This is a genomic window from Spirosoma daeguense (assembly GCF_054776875.1).
The window spans coordinates 774,339-794,155 of record NZ_BAAHBF010000002.1; the positions used below are offsets into that span (position 1 = coordinate 774,339).

The 19,817-nt window shown below is 45.0% G+C and carries 16 protein-coding genes; 9 read left to right on the top strand and 7 right to left on the bottom strand.

Going from position 1 to position 19,817, the window contains the following annotated elements:
- The first annotated feature begins 11 nt into the window (after window positions 1-11).
- The gene (gene pgl / locus ACYVD4_RS07985) at window positions 12-740 is read left to right on the top strand and encodes a 6-phosphogluconolactonase (protein ID WP_460944203.1); all 729 of its coding nucleotides are present in this window, start codon (window positions 12-14) and stop codon (window positions 738-740) included.
- Window positions 741-828: 88 nt separating this feature from the next.
- On the opposite strand, the gene ACYVD4_RS07990 is transcribed toward pgl, so the two are convergent.
- Window positions 829-1,023 carry a hypothetical protein gene (locus ACYVD4_RS07990; RefSeq protein WP_460944205.1) on the bottom strand — a complete coding sequence of 65 codons (195 nt, stop codon included), beginning with the start codon at window positions 1,021-1,023 and terminating at the stop codon, window positions 829-831.
- 210 nt (window positions 1,024-1,233) lie between these two features.
- Complete coding sequence (locus ACYVD4_RS07995) at window positions 1,234-1,791, bottom strand: RNA polymerase sigma factor (protein WP_460944207.1); 558 nt, start codon at window positions 1,789-1,791, stop codon at window positions 1,234-1,236.
- A gap of 391 nt (window positions 1,792-2,182) precedes the next feature.
- Between ACYVD4_RS07995 and ACYVD4_RS08000 the strand changes: the two genes are divergently transcribed.
- The gene (locus tag ACYVD4_RS08000) at window positions 2,183-6,403 is read left to right on the top strand and encodes a hybrid sensor histidine kinase/response regulator (RefSeq protein WP_460944210.1); all 4,221 of its coding nucleotides are present in this window, start codon (window positions 2,183-2,185) and stop codon (window positions 6,401-6,403) included.
- A 27-nt stretch (window positions 6,404-6,430) separates the two neighbouring features.
- Here the strand turns inward: ACYVD4_RS08000 and ACYVD4_RS08005 are convergent, their stop codons facing one another.
- Window positions 6,431-6,838: a DUF4332 domain-containing protein gene (locus ACYVD4_RS08005; protein WP_460944212.1), complete on the bottom strand. Its 408-nt coding sequence runs from the start codon at window positions 6,836-6,838 to the stop codon at window positions 6,431-6,433.
- Between the two features lie 421 nt (window positions 6,839-7,259).
- Here ACYVD4_RS08005 and ACYVD4_RS08010 point away from each other — a divergent pair, with 421 nt between their 5' ends.
- Together ACYVD4_RS08010 and ACYVD4_RS08015 are read left to right on the top strand one after the other, a co-directional pair.
- A complete protein-coding gene (locus ACYVD4_RS08010; protein ID WP_460944214.1) occupies window positions 7,260-8,297 on the top strand; it encodes a S1C family serine protease in 1,038 nt (345 codons plus the stop codon).
- Between the two features lie 118 nt (window positions 8,298-8,415).
- Complete coding sequence (locus tag ACYVD4_RS08015; RefSeq protein ID WP_460944216.1) at window positions 8,416-9,003, top strand: hypothetical protein; 588 nt, start codon at window positions 8,416-8,418, stop codon at window positions 9,001-9,003.
- A gap of 58 nt (window positions 9,004-9,061) precedes the next feature.
- Here ACYVD4_RS08015 and ACYVD4_RS08020 read toward each other — a convergent pair whose 3' ends face one another.
- Window positions 9,062-10,006: a DUF2279 domain-containing protein gene (locus tag ACYVD4_RS08020; RefSeq protein ID WP_460944218.1), complete on the bottom strand. Its 945-nt coding sequence runs from the start codon at window positions 10,004-10,006 to the stop codon at window positions 9,062-9,064.
- Window positions 10,007-10,178: 172 nt separating this feature from the next.
- Here ACYVD4_RS08020 and ACYVD4_RS08025 point away from each other — a divergent pair, with 172 nt between their 5' ends.
- Window positions 10,179-11,909, top strand: coding sequence for a DUF6909 family protein (locus tag ACYVD4_RS08025; RefSeq protein ID WP_460944220.1), 1,731 nt, complete (start codon window positions 10,179-10,181; stop codon window positions 11,907-11,909).
- Window positions 11,910-12,018: 109 nt separating this feature from the next.
- On the top strand, window positions 12,019-13,551 hold the full coding sequence (locus tag ACYVD4_RS08030; protein WP_460944222.1) for a malate:quinone oxidoreductase: 1,533 nt from the start codon (window positions 12,019-12,021) through the stop codon (window positions 13,549-13,551).
- Between the two features lie 116 nt (window positions 13,552-13,667).
- Here the strand turns inward: ACYVD4_RS08030 and ACYVD4_RS08035 are convergent, their stop codons facing one another.
- Window positions 13,668-14,432, bottom strand: coding sequence for a LytR/AlgR family response regulator transcription factor (locus ACYVD4_RS08035; protein ID WP_460944224.1), 765 nt, complete (start codon window positions 14,430-14,432; stop codon window positions 13,668-13,670).
- Window positions 14,433-14,592: 160 nt separating this feature from the next.
- Between ACYVD4_RS08035 and ACYVD4_RS08040 the strand changes: the two genes are divergently transcribed.
- The 3 genes from ACYVD4_RS08040 (at window position 14,593) to ACYVD4_RS08050 (ending at window position 18,398) form a co-directional block, all read left to right on the top strand.
- A complete protein-coding gene (locus ACYVD4_RS08040) occupies window positions 14,593-15,249 on the top strand; it encodes a hypothetical protein (protein ID WP_460944226.1) in 657 nt (218 codons plus the stop codon).
- A 90-nt stretch (window positions 15,250-15,339) separates the two neighbouring features.
- Window positions 15,340-17,037 carry a gamma-glutamyltransferase gene (gene ggt, locus ACYVD4_RS08045; RefSeq protein ID WP_460944228.1) on the top strand — a complete coding sequence of 566 codons (1,698 nt, stop codon included), beginning with the start codon at window positions 15,340-15,342 and terminating at the stop codon, window positions 17,035-17,037.
- Window positions 17,038-17,147: 110 nt separating this feature from the next.
- The gene (locus ACYVD4_RS08050) at window positions 17,148-18,398 is read left to right on the top strand and encodes a DUF819 family protein (protein WP_460944231.1); all 1,251 of its coding nucleotides are present in this window, start codon (window positions 17,148-17,150) and stop codon (window positions 18,396-18,398) included.
- A gap of 61 nt (window positions 18,399-18,459) precedes the next feature.
- On the opposite strand, the gene ACYVD4_RS08055 is transcribed toward ACYVD4_RS08050, so the two are convergent.
- Complete coding sequence (locus tag ACYVD4_RS08055; RefSeq protein WP_460944233.1) at window positions 18,460-19,260, bottom strand: alpha/beta fold hydrolase; 801 nt, start codon at window positions 19,258-19,260, stop codon at window positions 18,460-18,462.
- A gap of 49 nt (window positions 19,261-19,309) precedes the next feature.
- Entirely contained in the window at window positions 19,310-19,810 is a 501-nt protein-coding gene (locus tag ACYVD4_RS08060) for an anthrone oxygenase family protein (protein WP_460944235.1), read from the bottom strand.
- Window positions 19,811-19,817: the final 7 nt, after the last annotated feature.

A 19,817-nucleotide genomic window follows, 5' to 3' on the forward strand; every position in this document is an offset into this window, starting at 1 on the left:
TTTATTACCCTGTGGAACTCATCGTTACCAAAAACCCGAACGATCTGGCAAAAACGGCAGCCAATCTCATTGCCAAACGCATCAAGGACGTATTAAAAACGAAGGATCGGTTTACTATTGCGTTGTCGGGAGGCAGTACGCCCAAGGCATTGCATGAGCTGCTGGCCAAATCGCCCTATGCTGAGCAGATTCCCTGGGTTGATCTTCATTTTTTCTGGGGCGATGAACGTTACGTACCCATCGATGACCCACAGAATAATGCGGGAATGGCTTACGATACGTTATTAGGGCATGTTTACACGCCGGAAGATCAAATTCACGTCTGGCGAACCGATCTCGAGCCTGAAGCAGCAGCCGCTGATTACGACCAGATTCTACATTCGTATTTTGGCAACAGTGGTCCTACGTTCGATTTGGTTCTGCTGGGTATGGGCGATGATGGGCATACCCTCTCTCTTTTTCCGGGAACGGAAGTTGTTCATGAAGATACAGCCTGGACCAAAGCCTTTTATCTGGAACAGCAAAGTATGTTTCGACTAACCCTTACGGCCCCGCTAGTCAATCGGTCTAATTGCATTGTTTTTCTGGTAGCAGGGCCTAAAAAAGCGGCACCACTTAAAGCAATACTTGAAGGTCCCTATATGCCAAACCAATACCCGGCCCAGGTAATCAAACCGGTAGATGGTGATCTGATTTGGCTAATCGATGAAAAAGCGGCAAGTGACTTGACGGCCCGCTAACCTATTAATTTCCTATACAATAGACTTTCACTAACGAGAACGGCCCGCTATTTGGCGGGCCGTTCTCGTTAATACGCAGAAAAATCGACTATTTGATCGAATCTTTCTTGGTTGTATCAGTCGACATGGTCGAAGCCGAATCACTAGTTGTAGTAGAATCTGTGCTCATGGTTGCAGTCGAATCCGTTACCGTAGTAGTTGTTTCGGTTGTTTCAGTTTTAGTGCTCGAGCAAGCTGTTGCTAAAGCCATCATTGCGAGAAGGAAGAACGCAGATTTTGCCATTATTATAAAAATTTAGTTAGATGGATGTTTTAGAGCCACACATTAATTCTACATATCAAAAAAAGTAACCCATGTTTATTTATAAATTTTCCGATTTATTCATTTTTAGGCTCTTTTGCACCAACAAGCCCATACTCAAAATATGGGCTTGTTGGTAGTATATTATTTTTCTGTCTTATAGGTGCACAAATTGCCCAACCATTTGATTGTTTAATGCAAATATTGGTACTGTTGCGTATAGACTGTCTGCACTTTCTGCCGAGCCCGTTTAAGCCTCATCTTTATTGCACTTTCAGACACTTCGTATTTCAAGGCTAATTCTTCAATACTTACCCCTTCCTCATATTTTAAACGTAGCAAAGCCTGTTCACGATCCGACAATGACAGCATAAGCCGGTTTACCAACTGAATTGACTCTTCATGAACTTGCGATTCGTCTGTTTCGGTCGAAGCGTAGGGTAAATTCTCATCCATTGTACTCAGTTGAAAACGCTTAGCCTGACGTAATTGATCAGAACAATAGTTGTAAGCTATTGAATAAAGCCAGGTGGAAAACGCTGAACGTTCCTGAAACCGATCCAATTTATCAAACACTTTCAGGAAGATGTCATGTGTGAAATCCTGCGCTTTAGCCGAATCTTTGGTCATTGAGAGGCAACGCCGATATACTTTTTTTACATACCGATTGTAAATTACTTTAAAGCACTCATCGGGTTGACTCGATAAATATTGACGAATCATCTGTTCGTCTGTTAATGAAGTAAGCATAACCATAGTCTTATTCACTACAACTAGGTAAGTTGGTAGCAACAAATTCGTCTTTGCGTACAACGACGTAGCTGATTCAGATTAACGATATTAATTAACTAATTAATTATCAATGTATACTGAATACACTTCTTCGCTTACGCAACTTTCCGCATCTGTGTTGTTTACTACCATCAAAATACTAATTGTATTAAAATCATTAATAATTTAAATATTCTCCGCAAATGTATCCAATGTGTTTATTAACTTGTACCATAAATCGCTAAATGATTACAACAAATAGTTAATTTTACCCACCCTGCTGAAATTTTCAGCTTAATTTATCCACTTTCAGTAGCATAAAAGTTACTTTATACATTAAAAATGCATGTGCAATAGATTTTCGATTCATATGCCAACGGTTACTAGCTGGTTTCTGATGTTTTGCTTACTGGCAATTCCTAAGTCACTAATGGCGCAGATTGAAACCGGTTTCGACCACATTTCAGGCTCACAGGGATTGTCGCAAAATGGTATTCTAGATATATGTCAGGACAGAAGAGGGTATCTATGGTTCGCTACATACGATGGCCTGAATCGCTATAATGGCTATTCGTTTGAAGTATTTCGGCCGAAAAAAAATGATAATCAAACTATTACTGGCACAACAATACGCTCAATTAGCGAAGCTCCCGACGGATCGCTCTGGATTGGTACTAGTGATGGGCTAAGTCGATTTAACCAATCGACCAAAACCTTTACGAATTATCGACATGTTCCTACAGATGCATCCAGTCTCGCCAATGATTTTATTCTGTCGGTTCTAGCCGATCGTGAAGGGCGTATTTGGGTAGTTAGCGAAGCCGGTCTGGATGTAATTACGCTCAATCTAAATAACAATCAGCCCAAAATTCGTCACGTTATAGCTCTGCCACAGAAGCGCGGTGGCAAATGGGCTGACCGCATCCATGCATTGTGGGAAGATACAGATGGAAGTATACTAATTGGTAAAGGCAACCATGGTTTATATAAGATTCAGGAAAACCAACGTAACGCTACGTTCGCACTTCACTATATTGGACTGAATGGCTTTCTGGTAAAAACACTAGCCCGCGACAAATCCAATAACTTGCTGGCTGGTACAGACAAAGGACTGTTTACCAGTTATATATCAACTTCCAGTACGCAAAAAGACATACCATTTACCCGTGTGCTAAATGAAAACGTTACGACAATTTGTGTTGCACCTTCTGGAGATGTCTGGGCAGGCCACACCAACGGCCTCTCGGTTCTTAAACAGACAACAGGTCAGCTTACGCTTCAGCAAACCGAATTATACACATCGAACGTACTTGACCCCAATAGCCTTCGGACTAACATGATTAATTCACTACTGATCGACAAAACGAATGTGCTGTGGGTGGGCACTTTGGGCTGTGGAATCAGTAAAATAGACCTTAATCGCAAAAAATTTTATCACATAAGACGTAATGCTCAGCAGGGAAGCTTAAGCCATAATAACGTCCGGGTTATTTTTGAAGATAGTAACGGAACAACCTGGATGGGTACCTACGGCGGTGGGCTCAATTATCTCTCTAAAGAAACAAATACCGGTACGTATGCTTCATTTCGACATATTCCTCAAATCGAAACACCTGTTTCGATAGCCGAAGTACATATCCATGGGCGCAAATACATTCATGTTGGTATGTCGCACAAGGAAGGCATTTATGAAATCGACATAACCCAAAAACAGACAACGTATCAGGCTCATTACAACAAGAAACTACCCAGCGTTATCTATGCTATCATGCAGGATAGTCAGGGGCAAATCTGGTACGGTGCCCACTCCGAAGGTGTTTATAAACGAATAACTACTGGACAAGACACTGTATTCCACTACACAGCGAATAGCTCAAGCCATTTACCGATTAACACCATTCGAAAAGTTTTTCAGGATCGTCGGGGAAATTTGTGGATCGGTACAACAAATGGGCTATGTTATTTGCCTTTTGCACAATTGGGCAATCCTTCTCCCCAATTCATCACGTATCAAAGTGAACCAAATAATCTGACAAGCCTACCACATGATCACATTCTGCCAATTTTCGAAGATTCGAAAGGTAGATTGTGGATCGGTACCTATGGAGGTGGCCTTTGTCAATATCTGGGTAATGGGCAATTTAAGTCTTATACAACCGAAAATGGCTTACCTAATAACGTAATAAAAGCAATTCTGGAAGACAAGACTGGTAATTTATGGATTTCGACTAATGGGGGGCTGGCTAGTTTTAAACCAGAACATGGATTGTTTAAAACCTATAATGCCTATGACGGACTTCAGGCAAATGAATTTCAGGACTTAGCCTATCTCCAACGTAGCGATGGCTATATGTTATTTGGCGGCATAAACGGTGTCAGTCTATTTCATCCAAGCCAAATTCAGGAGAATCGCATTTTGCCACGTGTTGTATTAAGCAAATTCTGGGTTTGGAATAAAATCGTTAACCCAGGAGACGTATTTTATGGTCGTGTTATCCTCCCAAAAGACGTTTCTGTAACCGATGATATTCAACTAAAACACTGGGAAAATAGCTTTTCGTTTGAATTCGACGCTCTCCACTTTAATGCTCCGCAAAAAAACCAATTTTCGTATCGTCTGTTGGGGTACGATAAGCGTTGGATTTACACTACCGCCGACAAACGCTATGCTGATTTTACCAATCTTTCTCCTGGCAAGTACGTATTTGAAGTCAGAGCGGCCAATAATGATGGATATTGGTCTGCCAACCCTACACGTATTAAAATTACGGTTGCTCCTCCTTTCTGGAAAACATGGTATGCCTATATTTTCTACATGCTACTCGTTGGTAGCCTGATCTATGCCTATCTGAAATTTAGCCTCGTCCGGGCTAATGAAAAACATCGGTTAGCGGTCGAAAATCTGGAGAAGAAAAAAACGGAAGAAGTGTATCAGATGAAAATGCAATTCTTCACCAACATTTCGCATGAATTTCGAACTCCACTTAGCTTAATTACAGGGCCGCTGCATTATTTAGCGCAACATGATACAAAACTTCGTTCTGACGAACGACAGGAACAGTATACGCTCATGGAAAAAAGTTCAGGTTTTCTAATGCGGTTAGTAACTCAATTACTGGATTTTAGAAGTCTTGAGCAGGGGAAAGCCGTATTAGAGGTCTTAGAAAGCGATCTGGTAACATTCGTTCGAGAAGCAGCTAATCCATTTCAATTTCTGGCACAAAAACGGCATATTAATCTCTCAATCGAGGCCTATCCAGAAACCATTCAGACTATTTTTAGCCCAGATGCCATTGAAAAGATTATTAATAACTTACTGTCAAATGCCCTGAAGTTTACACCCGAACATGGGCAGATACATATTCAGTTGAGCTTAGAAAACGATCCGGCAGGGCTCAAAAACCAACAGCATAATACTGCCCCGCTCGTTCGTATGAAGGTAACCGACAATGGACCCGGTATACCAGACGAAAAAATTCAACAGATTTTCGAAGAATTCTTTAAAGGCCAGTCAGGAAATGTCCGAAATCAACAAGGGGCAGGTATTGGGTTAGCTTTAAGCAGGAGTTTAGCAGAACTTCACCACGGGCATTTATACGTCGACCAATCGAACTCCGTGGGTGCTACGTTCATCGTTGATATTCCCACCGACCGTGCTACGTATGCAAACGATCATTGGCTTCCTGCAACTGCATTGGCTGACGAGCCAGAGTCTTTGCCGATGACCTGGTCGGCGAGCCAAACCGAAGAATTCGAAGAGCAGAAAGAACCTTTCGACGTAACGCCGATACTTCCAAATCTAAATAAACCGCTTTTATTACTGGTAGAAGACAATGCCGACATGCGCATATTTATCCGTCAAGGGCTTAGTCATGAATTTACCATCATCGAAGCAATCAACGGAAAAGATGCGCTCGACAAGCTGGAAGAGCAAATGCCCGTAGTTATTGTGAGCGATATTATGATGCCCGTAATGGACGGCTTTGAGTTTACCCAGCGGCTTAAATCGAGCAAGGCATTCAATCACATACCTATCGTTTTTCTGACAGCAAAAGCCGATGAAACCAGTCGGATAAAGGCTCTGAAAACTGGGGCCGATGCCTATATTACAAAACCGTTTACGATCGAACTGCTAGCCGCGAAACTAACTAATATTCTGACGTATCGGCGCAGGCTTCAGCAGCATTTCCGGAAAGAATTAACGATTGAGCCCAAAGATGTGGAAGTTACTTCGGCCGATGAAACATTTCTCAACGAAGCAATGACAGTTATTGAAGCCCACATCATGGACACGGAGTTCAATATCGACGTAATGGTGAAGGAATTGGGAATGAGCCGTAGTAACCTCTACCTTAAATTTAAAGATCTGACGGGCCTATCGACTAATGAATTTATTCGGAGCATTAGGCTGAAACGAGCGCATAAATTACTGGAAACCACCGACCTTAGTGTAAAAGAAATTATGTTTATTGCTGGTTTCAATACAGCTTCGTATTTCTCGAAATGTTTCAAAAACCAATATGGAATTCTTCCCAGCGACTATAGGCAAGCCGCTGGTTATACTAGAAAGCCAATTCTCACTGACAACTAAATTTAGGGGGTATCTCTCCCCCTTTTTTTAATATTCGAGCATCCGTGGCAAGTTCTTGGCCTGCTCAATAAAATCGCCAATCTGCTCCACAGAAGGTGGCCGTTGTGTAAACTGCCGAACACTATTTATTTCGATCAGTTTCGCGTGCAGATTCGCAGCTACTCGTTGTGCCAGTTCTTTAACCGTATCGACACCTGCTTCTTCCATCAGATCACTATATACCCTACCAATTCCTTTTATACGGGCAAGGTCGGCCCGGTTAGCCAAATCCAGAATAACTTTACTATCAACACCACTCATCGATGAAAGTGATTTACGATCAGATGGTGTTTTAGTGGCTTCCAGTAGCATGTCGGCATCACTAATACCTTGCGCTTTCAGGGCATTTAGCACAGAGTCGTTCATGCCACGTAATTCCCCCAATGTGAGACCCATTTATAATAGTATCTTTTTAATTTTTTTTTGGACCCGATCTGGCCTTCAGACCGTTTAATATATTTTTCAACGGACAAGATACTTCCTTCGGGTATCATTCAAAAGAAATTTCTTCTGAACGGTGAAGCTTTCGGGATGCATCTGCTCAAATTCACGTTGCCACTCCATATATCGGTCTGGTTCTTCATTTCGAAACCGTACCGCATCAATTTTTTTCTGTATCAGATACTCTTCGAACATCATGCGTTAAACTGCCATTTTAACCGAAATTAAATTCTTCCGTCTTTTTGTAACGTAATGCGAAAGTACATAACGGTTTAAAAATGACAAAATGGCGTAAAACGTAAACATAAAAGTACCTAACACTGGCTGGAACGAATCATGTGGTAACTCATTTTCACAAAAATTGTTCACAAATACTATGTATACGCAATTCACCACCTTTTCGGATTTCTCAGAACAGTCAGAAAATTCAAATTTTTCGGATGCTACGTTGCTTGATGCATATTCAAACACCGTAGTCAACGTTGCCAAACGGGTTAGTTCGTCAGTTGTGCGAATTAAAACGAGTGGTCGTGTACCCCAGTCAAGTCAAAATATACCCCCTCGTCAACTTCCTGGAAAGGGTGAATCTGCTGGAGGTACTGGCTCCGGGTTTATTATATCGACCGACGGCTACATTATTACCAATAACCACGTAGTGGCTGGCGCGTCAAAAATCCTCGTTTCGTTACCCGATTCGCGAGAATTTGACGCTACATTGATCGGCCGTGATCCCGCTACTGATATTGCAGTTCTCAAAATATATGCCGATGGTCTGAAAGCCATTCGCTTTGCCGATTCGAAACAGCTTCAGGTTGGGCAGATAGCTATTGCTATTGGCAATCCCTACGGTTTTCAATATTCGCTAACTGCTGGCGTCGTGAGTGCACTTGGCCGGACACTACGTTCTGAATCCGGTCGACTGATCGATGATGTTATTCAAACCGATGCTTCATTAAATCCGGGCAATTCGGGAGGGCCACTGGTCAATTCCAATGGCGATGTTATTGGGGTTAATACAGCCGTTATTTTACCCGCACAGGGTATCTGTTTCGCTGTTTCGTCAAATCTTACGGCTTTGGTTGCTGGTAAATTAATTATACACGGGCGAGTGCGTCGTGGCTATTTGGGCATTGCTGGTCAGTTAATTAACCTGACCGAACGTATTAAACAGTATAATCATCTTTCGGTAAATACAGGTGTCATGGTGGCCAGTGTGGAACCTGATGGTGTAGCGGATAACAGCGAACTCCAGCAAGGGGATATCATTGTCGGTTTTAACGATCACCCGGTTGCTACCGTAGACGACTTGCACCGACTTCTTACCGACGATACGATTGGTCGGTCAGTTCAACTTACTGTACTACGTGACAATCGGCAAAAAGGAATTATGGTCATTCCTGGCGAAATCAAATAACTATTATCAAACTAAAAAGGCCATTAAATCGCAATAAAGGATACAAATTGATTGACCTAGGAAAATAGCGTACGTTTGTGCCTGATTCACGGTGAATCTTTTTTCTATTATCATTTTTATGAAAAACTTACTCCTGCCATTATTAATACTGGTGGCATTATCAGCATCAGCTCAGGAATTTAAGCCGTTTAAAGTCAACGTATCGCTTGGCATAGCAAAACCGCTTGCATCGGGCGTATCAGGTGGTGTCTTATTTGCTGTCGAACCTAAATACGGTGTCTCCGACAATCTTGATTTAGGTCTGCGGTTAGAGTGGGCAGTTGTGGCCCGTGCTATTGTTAGCAGTGGCAATACTGCCCGTGGTGAAGTAGGCGCCTTTGGTTCGTATTTAGTAACGGGCAATTACCTGTTTGGCTCCGGCAACGCACGTCCATTTATAGGATTGGGAGCTGGATTATTCAGTGTGGCTTCCGGTGGGGTTATCACCGTTGTGGATGGACAAGGCCCACAAGACGTTACGTTGGTCGGCGAAAATAAATTTGGCGGAATGGTTCGGGCAGGTCTGAAAGCAGGGCACTTCGTTATTGCGGCTGAATATAATGCTGTACCAACGAGTACAAGCAAAATTTCGAATACGACTATCGAAAGTAAAAATGCTTACCTAGGTATTAAACTTGGCTTCGATATTGGTGGAGGACGTCTGTAATACAGAAGTTTAGGAAACCATAAAAACCGAACGTAGTAATTTAAGCTACGTTCGGTTTTTATTCTTTGGGAAGTATAAGTGGGTGAAATCGTAACCCATTTACGGGGTTAAGCTCCAGCGAAGGAGCTGGTATTTTAAAAAACTGAACCGTACCAATAAACCGCTGTAATGATGGAGAGAACGTATTGATACGTGATAAATCGGCATCGGGCGACAGAAAAAACTGACGGTATCGTCTAAACGTTACGTCTTTCCCATCCTTATCTTGCACACGCGGATTTTCATGCCCGCCAATCATACCCGATCCGCTGTAGCCTATATCCAGATTGAGCCAGTGCGGAAACGACGGCCCAACCGGCAACACTGACGCCAGATTGACCGATAGCCAATACTGTTGCCCATTATAATCTTTAAGCATCTGCTGGCCTGTGGTTTTCCCCAAAAGATTTGGACGATAGGGCGGGAAAATCGTTTTTCGAAATCCATACTTCAGATTGACAACCTGCTGCCCAGCGCCATATTGCTGCCCAACAAAAAGTGCCGTCCCTGCTACGTTAGCCAGCATATCACCTTTCGAAAATCCCCATCCTTCCGCATGTCCGTCATAAACTTCCAGTGTTGTTTGAAACAATAATGCCAGAAGTCCACCTGTCAGAATACTGGCCCGCTCATTCACCCCACTCCAGCGCATCAGCTCATAACCACCACGACTCATGCAATAAGCTGTTGCCGCATGGCCTACTTTGTCCATTTGTAGCCATTCGCCATTGTCGTTAAAACTGTGGAAAGGTACTCGTTTCTTATACCACTGCTTCTTGAGCATCAGCAACGTAACAATATAAAATGCGGCTGTTCCGGCCACTACGCCAATAAATCGCCCCTCCCGAATACCGGCTGGTTCCGACATTGGAGACGTAGCAGGTAAAGGCTGCGCCCAAACCGACTGGCCGAAAATCAATAAGCATAACCCCAACCAAACAACACGTAGCAGTAAGCTTTTCATGCGCCAAAAGTACCCAGAAAAATAGTTTTAGGTTAACTGTTTCCAATACAGATTCGCTTATTCAAAACGCAAAGCCCAAAATTCGACACAACCATCCCGGCAATCCTCCTCCCTTTATGCCCTTTGCCACACACCACGTACCTTTGCAGCAACCTACATTATTTTAGAATTTATGCATCTTGATCCATCTCCTCCACTTACCCGTGCTCAGGAGTCACGCGTGGCAATTGAACGTCTTTATATTACGATGCGGCATCTGTTCAATCGGGGATTTTATAAGCCGTCGGGTGTATCAGGCGAAGAAATTCGTCGGGCACTATTAACACTCCAACCCGAAATTTACGGGCTCGTTGGCGACCCGCAACGGGTTGAGCTTGATGGACTTGTCTACGTAATGGATCGACTGCCTAAAGGAATCGAGTCCAGCCGGATTATTTCGCTGGCTTCCCGCGAAGGTTTCGAGCATTCGCATTTTCCGGTATTGGTGCCCGCCAAACGTCGCCGAAATTGTTACCGCATCGACGCTGAACAGATGGTGATTGAGGTGACCAACGGACGTAGCGAAATCTACGATATTTTGACGCACCTGACCTTTATGTTTATGGAAGCCGACAAGATTCGGCGAAACGCGTTTCAGGAACGGGGCAGCCGAAGCCGTGAATGGGAAAAGCTGGAAGCCATTGTACAATCAGGCGGGAATGTATCGGAAGATGAGCGCGAATTAGCTCTTACGTATCTGAGTTCTATTCTGGGCCGTACGTTTGAAGAAACCCAGCAAGCTTACCACCGATTCGAAGAGACAGCCGGAACCAACAGTGGCTTATTTCAGATTGTATATGGTCTGGGCAGCGTGTCGATCAGTGAGTTACGCGAAGCAAAGACCGACCGCGAAATCAATTTTACGCCCATGCTACGTGAACGTATCGGTCAGCATTTGTATGGCGAACGCTGGGCCACACGTATCAAAAAATACATTCGCGAACAGAATCTTCATCAGCGGCCCATCCACATCATCAGCGCCAATCCGCACAGTGTAATGAACTGCCTTTACGCACCAGCGGCACTGGCCGAAACAACCAGTTGGGATAGTTTGTACGATCTGGCGTTGAAATTAAGTCAGCCGTCGCAAGGAGAGTTACGCAGGCAAGTTACCAGCTATGCAAAAGAACACGGCATGCACGTACTGGAAGACATTGCCGGAACCAGTTTACTCGTTCAACTATTTGATACTGCGCGTATTGACACTACGTTGTTGTCGTCTGAAATTAAACACGATGCTGACGCCATTCAGGCAACCCAACCATTGTTGCTGGTGATGGATTATGCGTTTGGCGAACAGGCATTCGAAACGATGGACGAGTTGCTGAAACCTTACGAAAACGGCACAGATACGTTTACACTGAACGTAGCATCGATTTCGGTTATCGGCAAAGCGGGTATTTTGACGGGTGACAAAGGCGATCTGATGATTCCGACTTCCCATATTTTCGAAGGTACTGCCGACAACTACCCACTCGACAATGATTTCAGCAAGGAAGATTTTGAAGGTCACGGACTTGGTGTATATGAAGGCGCCATGATAACTGTTCTTGGTACGTCGTTACAGAACAAAGACGTACTCAGCTACTTCCGTAATTCGTCGTGGGATGCCATCGGGCTGGAAATGGAAGGTACTCATTATCAGAAAGCGATTCAGGCACAGGCTAAAATTCGCGGCAGTATTTCGGCCGATGTGAAGGTACGTTACGCTTACTACGCATCTGACAACCCGTTATTAACCGGCGCTACATTGGCATCGGGCAGTCTCGGTACGTTAGGCGTTAAACCAACCTATCTGATAACAGTTAAGTGTCTGGAAAAGATACTCGGCCAACGGAAGAAGACTGGTTCCAGCAAAAAGTAAGCTGGGCAACGTAGTAACCAACTTCGGTATAACATCCAGTTAACGGATGGAACCAATCAATCTAGTACTTTTGTAGCTTAATCGAATACATACCTGCCAATCAATAATCATGGCGAAACGCAAAAAAGCTACCCAGAAAGGACCCGATGTTGTTCTGATTGGGGCTGGAATTATGAGTGCTACGTTGGGCGTGCTGCTGAAAGAACTGCAACCTGACATTACGATTGATATTTATGAACGGCTCGACAGCGCAGCCGCCGAAAGTTCGGATGCCTGGAATAACGCCGGAACGGGCCACTCGGCATTCTGCGAATTAAACTACACGCCCGAAAAAGAGGATGGTTCCATCGACGTAACGAAAGCCATCAAAATTGCCGAATCGTTTGAGCAATCGAAGCAGTTCTGGGCCTATCTGATCGAGAAGGATTTTCTGCATGATGCACCGAATTTTATCCGGTCGATTCCGCACATGAGTTTTGTCTGGGGTACCGAAAATGTGGCTTATCTGCACAAACGCTACGATACGCTTCAGCAGAATTACCTGTTTCATGGCATGCAGTATTCCGAAGATCCGGCGCAACTGACCGACTGGATGCCGCTGGTTATGGAAGACCGCGACCCGGCTCAACCCGTTGCTGCCACCCGCATGGACATTGGTACCGATGTTAATTTCGGTGCGCTGACGCGAGCCATGTTCCGTCGGTTGAGCGATATGCCGGGGGTTCGGCTGTTTTTTGCGCATGAAGTGCGGGATTTGTGGCGGTCGAAATCGCTGGGTGGCTGGAAAATCCGGCTGGAGAACGTAACGACCAATCAGGAGAAAGAAGTCCAGACCGATTTTCTGTTTATAGGCGCGGGTGGTGGTTCGCTACGTCTGCTCGAAAAGTCGGACATTCCCGAAAGCCGTGGCTTCGGAGGTTTCCCAGTGAGTGGCCAATGGCTCAAGTGTGTCAACCGGGAGGTAATTGAAAAACATCACGCTAAAGTCTACGGAAAAGCGTCGGTAGGTGCACCACCAATGTCGGTTCCTCACCTCGACACGCGCGTTATCGACGGAAAGCAGGAACTGCTCTTCGGACCGTATGCTGGTTTTTCGACTAAATTTCTCAAAAGCGGTTCGTACATGGATTTACCTAAATCCATTCAGTTGAGCAATATGGCGCCTATGCTGATGGCTGGTTTGCACAACATTCCGCTCACGCGCTATTTGATTCAGCAGGTGATGCAATCGCCCGAAGATCGGCTCAATGCGCTGCGGGAATATTATCCTGACGCCAAAATGGAGGATTGGGAACTCGAAATAGCTGGTCAGCGCGTACAGGTTATCAAGAAAGACGAGGAAGAAGGTGGCGTTCTAGAGTTTGGCACTGAGGTAGTTAGTGCGGCCGATGGTAGTATCGCAGCCTTGTTGGGTGCTTCGCCGGGAGCCTCAACCGCCGTTTCAATCATGTTCGACCTGTTAAAACGTTGTTTTCCAGAGCAATCTGCGTCAGAAGCCTGGCAACAGAAATTAAAAGAAATGATTCCAAGCTATGGACAGATTCTGGCCCTAAATCCAGAATTAGGTCAGCAGTTGCGTCGACATACCAGCGAAGTTTTGGGCTTAACAACGGTTGAGCCAACGCCTGAAGTAACGCGCTAGAACCACTGTCTTTTCTGCCATACTAGTAGTCTGTATCCGCATCCCGAAAGTTCAGAACTTTCGGGATGTTTTTGTTTTATCCTTTCGTGATGTCGGTCAATAGGAAAGCGTGATACTCAATTCACCTCTCCAGCCAACAACTCCACTACGTAGCGTTTATAGACTCGACCAATGCGTAGCTCTTTCGCCCCAATCCAAAAGGCCTCGGATTCGCGTTTGTCTACCCATGTCAAATGCACCATACACGACCGGCTAATACGAATAAACTGACGCTTTGGTAACCGTTCTTCGGTTTCTTTCATCGTCAGTCGGGTCACATATACTTTTCGCTTCGTAATGATTTTCAGGTAGTTTTCCAAGCTTTCGATATACTGAATATCGTGATAAGGAATTTCTTCACGAAACCCGTCAACCATACAAGTAAAGGCTCCAAATTCATCAGTTTGCGAGGGTATAGTTGCCAGCGGCTGCTTACTAGTTTCTGGGCCGGAATGTGGTCGTAAATACTGATAGGTGATGTACACGCCAAGCCCCGTAACGGTATAGACCCAAAAATTGACCAGATAGGGCAATGAATGGTCGATGTTAAACTCGGTATGCAACACAAAATTCATGTTGAACGAACCGAGCGTCATCAGCACAAACAGGCATCCAACATAAAGCGCTTTTTTATCCCGTTGAAATAGCCGCTCAAATAAGAACCGGTTATGAAAAACGATCCAGCCATATAGTAACAGCAAATAGAAATAAGGCGATAGTTTGGAAAATCCGGGACGTTGACCAATCGCGTATACGTCGGCGAGGTAATGTGCGATTAACAGAGCGCCTAAGCCCAATAGATTACGAATGATGATAGTATCCAGAAGTCGTGGACGTTTCATTGAGCAATTTACCTATTGAAACTGGTTCAACCATCGATTCCGTGACAAACGGCTTTCGTCACTGGTAGAATCATCTGGTCACTGTTACATATCCTGATCAATTTTTCACAATCAATTTTGAACCGGCTTCGGCAACGTACAAATCCCAAAGCCGGTTCTCATGCAAACACTTCATACGTTTAATATTGTCACGCATATAGCCTTTGGTACTATTGCGTTGTTCATTGGGTTAATTGCCCTTTTTTACCAGAATAGTTCTCAGCGCCATGTTCGCTTCGGGCGTTACTTTCTGTATTGTCTGAGCATCGTGGTCGGAACGGCACTCATTGGGATTCTTTTCTTTCGTTCAAGTCCTTTTTTATTGATGCTAACCCTGTTAGGTGGCTACGTTGGTTATTCCGGCTACCGCACTGTTCGACTCCGGGAACGCAAAAGCTCAGCACTAGATGCCTTGATTACAATAACCGTATTAATTGCTGGATGTATGTATGTCTATTCGATGCAACTGGCAGGTGGCAACTGGTCGCCATCGGTTATATATTCAACTTTATCGGCGCTAACACTTGTTGGCTGCTATGATTTACTCAAGTATTTCTGGTTATATAACCGACTCAAAAGCTGGTGGCTTTACGAACATATTTACAAAATGCTGTCGGCCTATAGTGCTATTCTTTCTGCATTTGCAGGTACAGTATTGCCTGATTATAAACCGTACAGCCAGATATTACCTTCGGTACTTTGTATCTGCGCCATTGTCTATTTTATCTGGCAACAAGCACGTAATCGACGAAAATTACCAGACAGTCTTTCTCTTTAACAGGATTGACAGGAGAAAACATATTGGTTATCTTGTGCCACAGCCTACTACGTTGTGGCATTCTACTTTTAAGCGTGATACAACCTTGCTATGATAAAAATCCTACTCTCTTCCTATTTCCTTCTCACCCTACTTGTTCCAACTTTCGGACAGGATCGAATCATTGGTAAAGCGTTCGCAACTCGTTCCGTCGTGATGGCGCAACGTGGTATGGCCTGCACCTCACATCCGTTATCGACACAGGCCGCTATCGACGTACTACGTTCGGGTGGGAATGCCATCGACGCAGCCATTGCCGCCAATGCGATGGAGGGCGTAGTGGAACCACACGTAAACGGCATCGGTGGCGATTTATTCGCGATTGTGTGGGATGCCAAAACCAAAAAACTGTATGGCTTGAACGCTTCAGGTCGGTCGCCGTATTCGTTAACGCTGGCCGAGTTCAAAAAACGTGGCTTAACCCATATACCTTCCGATGGACCGCTACCTGTTTCGACTCCGGGCTGTGTGGATGGCTGGTTTGAATTGCACAAGCGGTTTGGCAAAATCCCGATGCCCAAAATTCTCTCGCACGCCATTCATTATGCACGTAACGGCTATCCCGTTCACGATGAAGCGTCTGCTTATTGGGCTACAATGGTAAGCCGATTTAGTAAATATCCGAACGTAAAAGAAACGTATGCACCTACTGGCGCAGCACCTAAACGGGGCGAACTTTTCAAAAACCCAAATCTGGCTACTACGTTGGAGAAAATTGCCAAAGGTGGTCGCGACGTATTTTACAAAGGAGAAATTGCTCAGGCCATCGATACGTTTATGAAAAAAGTGGGCGGCTATCTGAGTGCCAAAGATTTAGCCGATCATACATCAGAGTGGGTTGAGCCTGTTTCGACCAACTATCGGGGTTACGACGTTTGGGAATTGCCGCCAAACAGTCAGGGTATTGCTACGTTGCAGATGCTGAACATTCTGGAAGGTTACGATTTCTCGAAAACACCCTGGGGAAGCCCCGAACACATCCATCTATTTGTAGAAGCCAAGAAACTGGCTTTCGAAGACCGGGCTAAGTACTATGCCGACCCGGCTTTTGCCAAGATTCCGGTTAACGAACTTATCAGCAAGGAATATGCGGCTGAACGACGGAAACTTATCGACCCAAATCGAGCTGCCAGTCGCGTTGACGCTGGTAATCCGGCCCTCAAACAAGGTGATACCATTTACCTGACTGTGGCCGATGAAGAAGGAAATATGGTATCGCTGATTCAGAGTAACTACCGGGGTTTTGGCTCGGGGATGGTGGCCGATGGGCTGGGTTTTATGTTTCAGGATCGGGGCGAACTCTATAGTCTGTACGAAGGCCAAAACAATACATATGCTCCCCATAAACGCCCTTTCCAGACTATCATTCCCGCTTTCGTAACCAAAGATGGACAGCCTTTTATGAGTTTTGGCGTGATGGGCGGTAGTTTTCAGCCGTTGGGTCATGTCGAAATCCTGATGAATATGATCGATTACGGTATGAATCCACAGGAAGCGGGCGACGCTCCACGTATCGATCATCTTGGCTCTTCAGAACCTACCGGCGAAAAAATGGTCGATTCAGGCCAGATAACGTTGGAATCCGGCTATCCTTACGAAACCATCCGCGATTTGATGCGCAAAGGGCATAAAGTTGGCTATGGACTCGGCGGATACGGTGGTTATCAAGCGATTATGTACGACGCGAAGAATAAAATCTATCACGGTGCCACCGAATCCCGAAAAGACGGACAAGCGGCTGGTTTTTAATGAATTCTATAAAATGGATACTGAACAATATGGATTCGCTCAGCTAGTCCCTTGTACATCGTCCATTTTTCAGTCTTCATTTTACATTGTCCATTATTCATTCCCCTCCTATGCCGCTCATTACGAACGACGCGATTATTCTGGGTATTTTTTTAGTATTGTTAACCTTTATTTTTCAGACCTCTCAATCGCAACACCCTGTCTGGCAGCGGATTTATACCTACGTACCGTCACTTCTGCTTTGTTATATTGTTCCGGCGAGCTTGAATAGTTTTGGCATCATTTCCGGCGAAGAGTCGAGTCTATATAAAGTATCGACGAACTATCTCTTACCGGCCGCATTGGTATTACTCACGTCTACCGCTGATTTACGGGCTATTTTGCGGCTTGGCAGTAAAGCCCTTATTACGTTTCTGTCGGGCACAGCCGGAATTATCATTGGCGCTCCGATTGCGTTCGGATTGGTGATGTGGTTGCTGCCGGATTTCCGGGAACAAGCTATCAAGCAGGAATACTGGAAAGGATTGGTTACGATTTCGGGAAGCTGGATCGGCGGCAGCAGTAGTCAGCTCGCGCTGAAAGAAATATACGGCTGCTCCGAAGAACTCTTTGCCATTATTTTGGTGGTCGACGCTGTTGTGTCGACAAGCTGGACAGCTTGCCTGATTTACGGAGCGGCTTATCGTGAGAAAATTGACGGTTGGCTGCGTGCCGATACAAGTTCTGTTGAGGAAGTTAAACAACGTATTCTAGCTTATAAAGAAGAACCCGACCGGCCTGCCAATTTACTGGATATGAGCACTATATTGGCGCTGGGTTTTGGAGGAGGAGCTTTAGCCCACGCCTTAGCCTACGTACTGTCGACAAATCTTCAACCCTACAAAGAATCACTTGCTACGTATGGTTTAGATCCATTTACGTCCAATTTTCTGTGGGTCGTTATTCTTTCTACTACGTTAGGTATCATCCTGTCGTTCAGCCGATTGCGGAAACTCGAAAAACTCGGCACCACCGATTTAGCGACCCTTTTTGTCTACTTCCTGATTATGACTATCGGCATGCGGCTGAATCTGTCAAACCTTGGTGGCAATCTGGGCTTGTTTCTGGTAGCCGTTATCTGGATGCTGATTCACATCCTGTTCATGCTCGTTACCGCCCGAATTATCCGTGCCCCTTACTTTTTTGTCGCCGTTGGTAGTCAGGCTAATATTGGCGGTGTATCGACGGCTCCGGCTGTAGCGTCTATTTTTCATCCAGCTCTTGCTCCCGTCGGTGTCTTACTAGCCGTTTTGAGCCATGTGTTAGGTACATACGGAGGTTTACTCACGGCCTGGTTAATGCGTTTAACGACAAACCTGTAATAGATCAGGCAACTTTTTCCCAGCCCAAAATAATAGTTTTGGGCTGGGGGTATTAAATCGTTTATTGCTGAAGAATTTCAGCTATTGTCTTATCTAAAATCTCATTAAACTCGTCTGGTTTTTCAATCATCGGGAAATGACTGGTACCGGATATGTGATGTACTTCGTAGCCATTCTTCGCGAGTTGTTGCAGTGGTTTTTCGTCAGTTGGCATGTAATCGACGTTAATGAGATGCAGTTTGCAGGGAAGCAAAGGCAATCTGTCGCGCTCAACGGTATAGCCGTTGGTAAACACCTCTTTCAGCATTTCATTTGCCATCGGTTGATACGCTCCCCGATAATCAGTAACAACCCGATTCGCTACGTTATCGGGTGTTTGTGGGGTGAGCAGCACCATCCGCGCATAGTCTTCATTGGTTTTGGCAAAGTCTGTTTGCAGATTTTTCAGAATTTCTGCGCTCTGCTGCTGGTATTCGTCGGGTAGAGGCTGACCGGCACTTTTAAAATTATCGACCACAATAAAACCAATAACAGGCTCCGGGTACGTAGTGGCAGCTACCAGATTTACATCGCTTCCCATTGAATGACCAATCAGAATCACCTGCTTTAGTTGCCTACTTTTGATAAACGTAGCAACGTCTTCACCCATGCCCGTCATGGACCAATGTTCCCGATTTTGGGTCGACTTCCCATGCCCCGGCAAATCAATCGCAACAACCCGAAACCGATCTTTGAAGTAGGAAATCTGGGCATCCCAGTACATTAAGTCGATATTAGAGCCGTGTACGAATAAAAGCGTAGGCTCCTGATTCCCTGTGCTGACGTAGTGAATACCCGTTTCATCATGCTTGCCTGTTTCCATACATTCAGGTTTTATTCTCATTAACCATTCCTGTCCCAAGCTGTTTGGCTTACTCCGTTTTTGGCGAAAGGCAGGCACCCAAAACTAACAGTAATGCAACGATATTCGCTACGGTCCGCACCGTATTCCAGTTGTTCCAGGGCTTCTCAAACGTAGCACGTTGCGCGCTGATTTCTTCGGCCGATGCTGTCTGAATGTTAAATGCATCCAGCGCTTCATTCATCGGTACGTTACACGCTGCCGTTACGCCAAATACACCAATCACATACACAAACGAAGCAATCAGCAATAACCAGAAACGAAGCGTCAGTGGCTGGCTAAATTGAAGCCAGGTGCTCAGTGGCAGCAACACTGGTGCACCAAGAAAACAGAGAAAGAAAACCGGATTTAGAATCGCCCGATTGATCGATTGCATAGCACTCAGATAAGCCTCATCCGAAAGGCGGTTCAGGCCGGGATTGACGGAGCAGGCATACGCGTAAAAAAGTCCAGCCATGAGCGCCGTTGTCGTGGCAGCCGCATATAACGTAATAGTCGATAAGGTTGGCATGATGCTA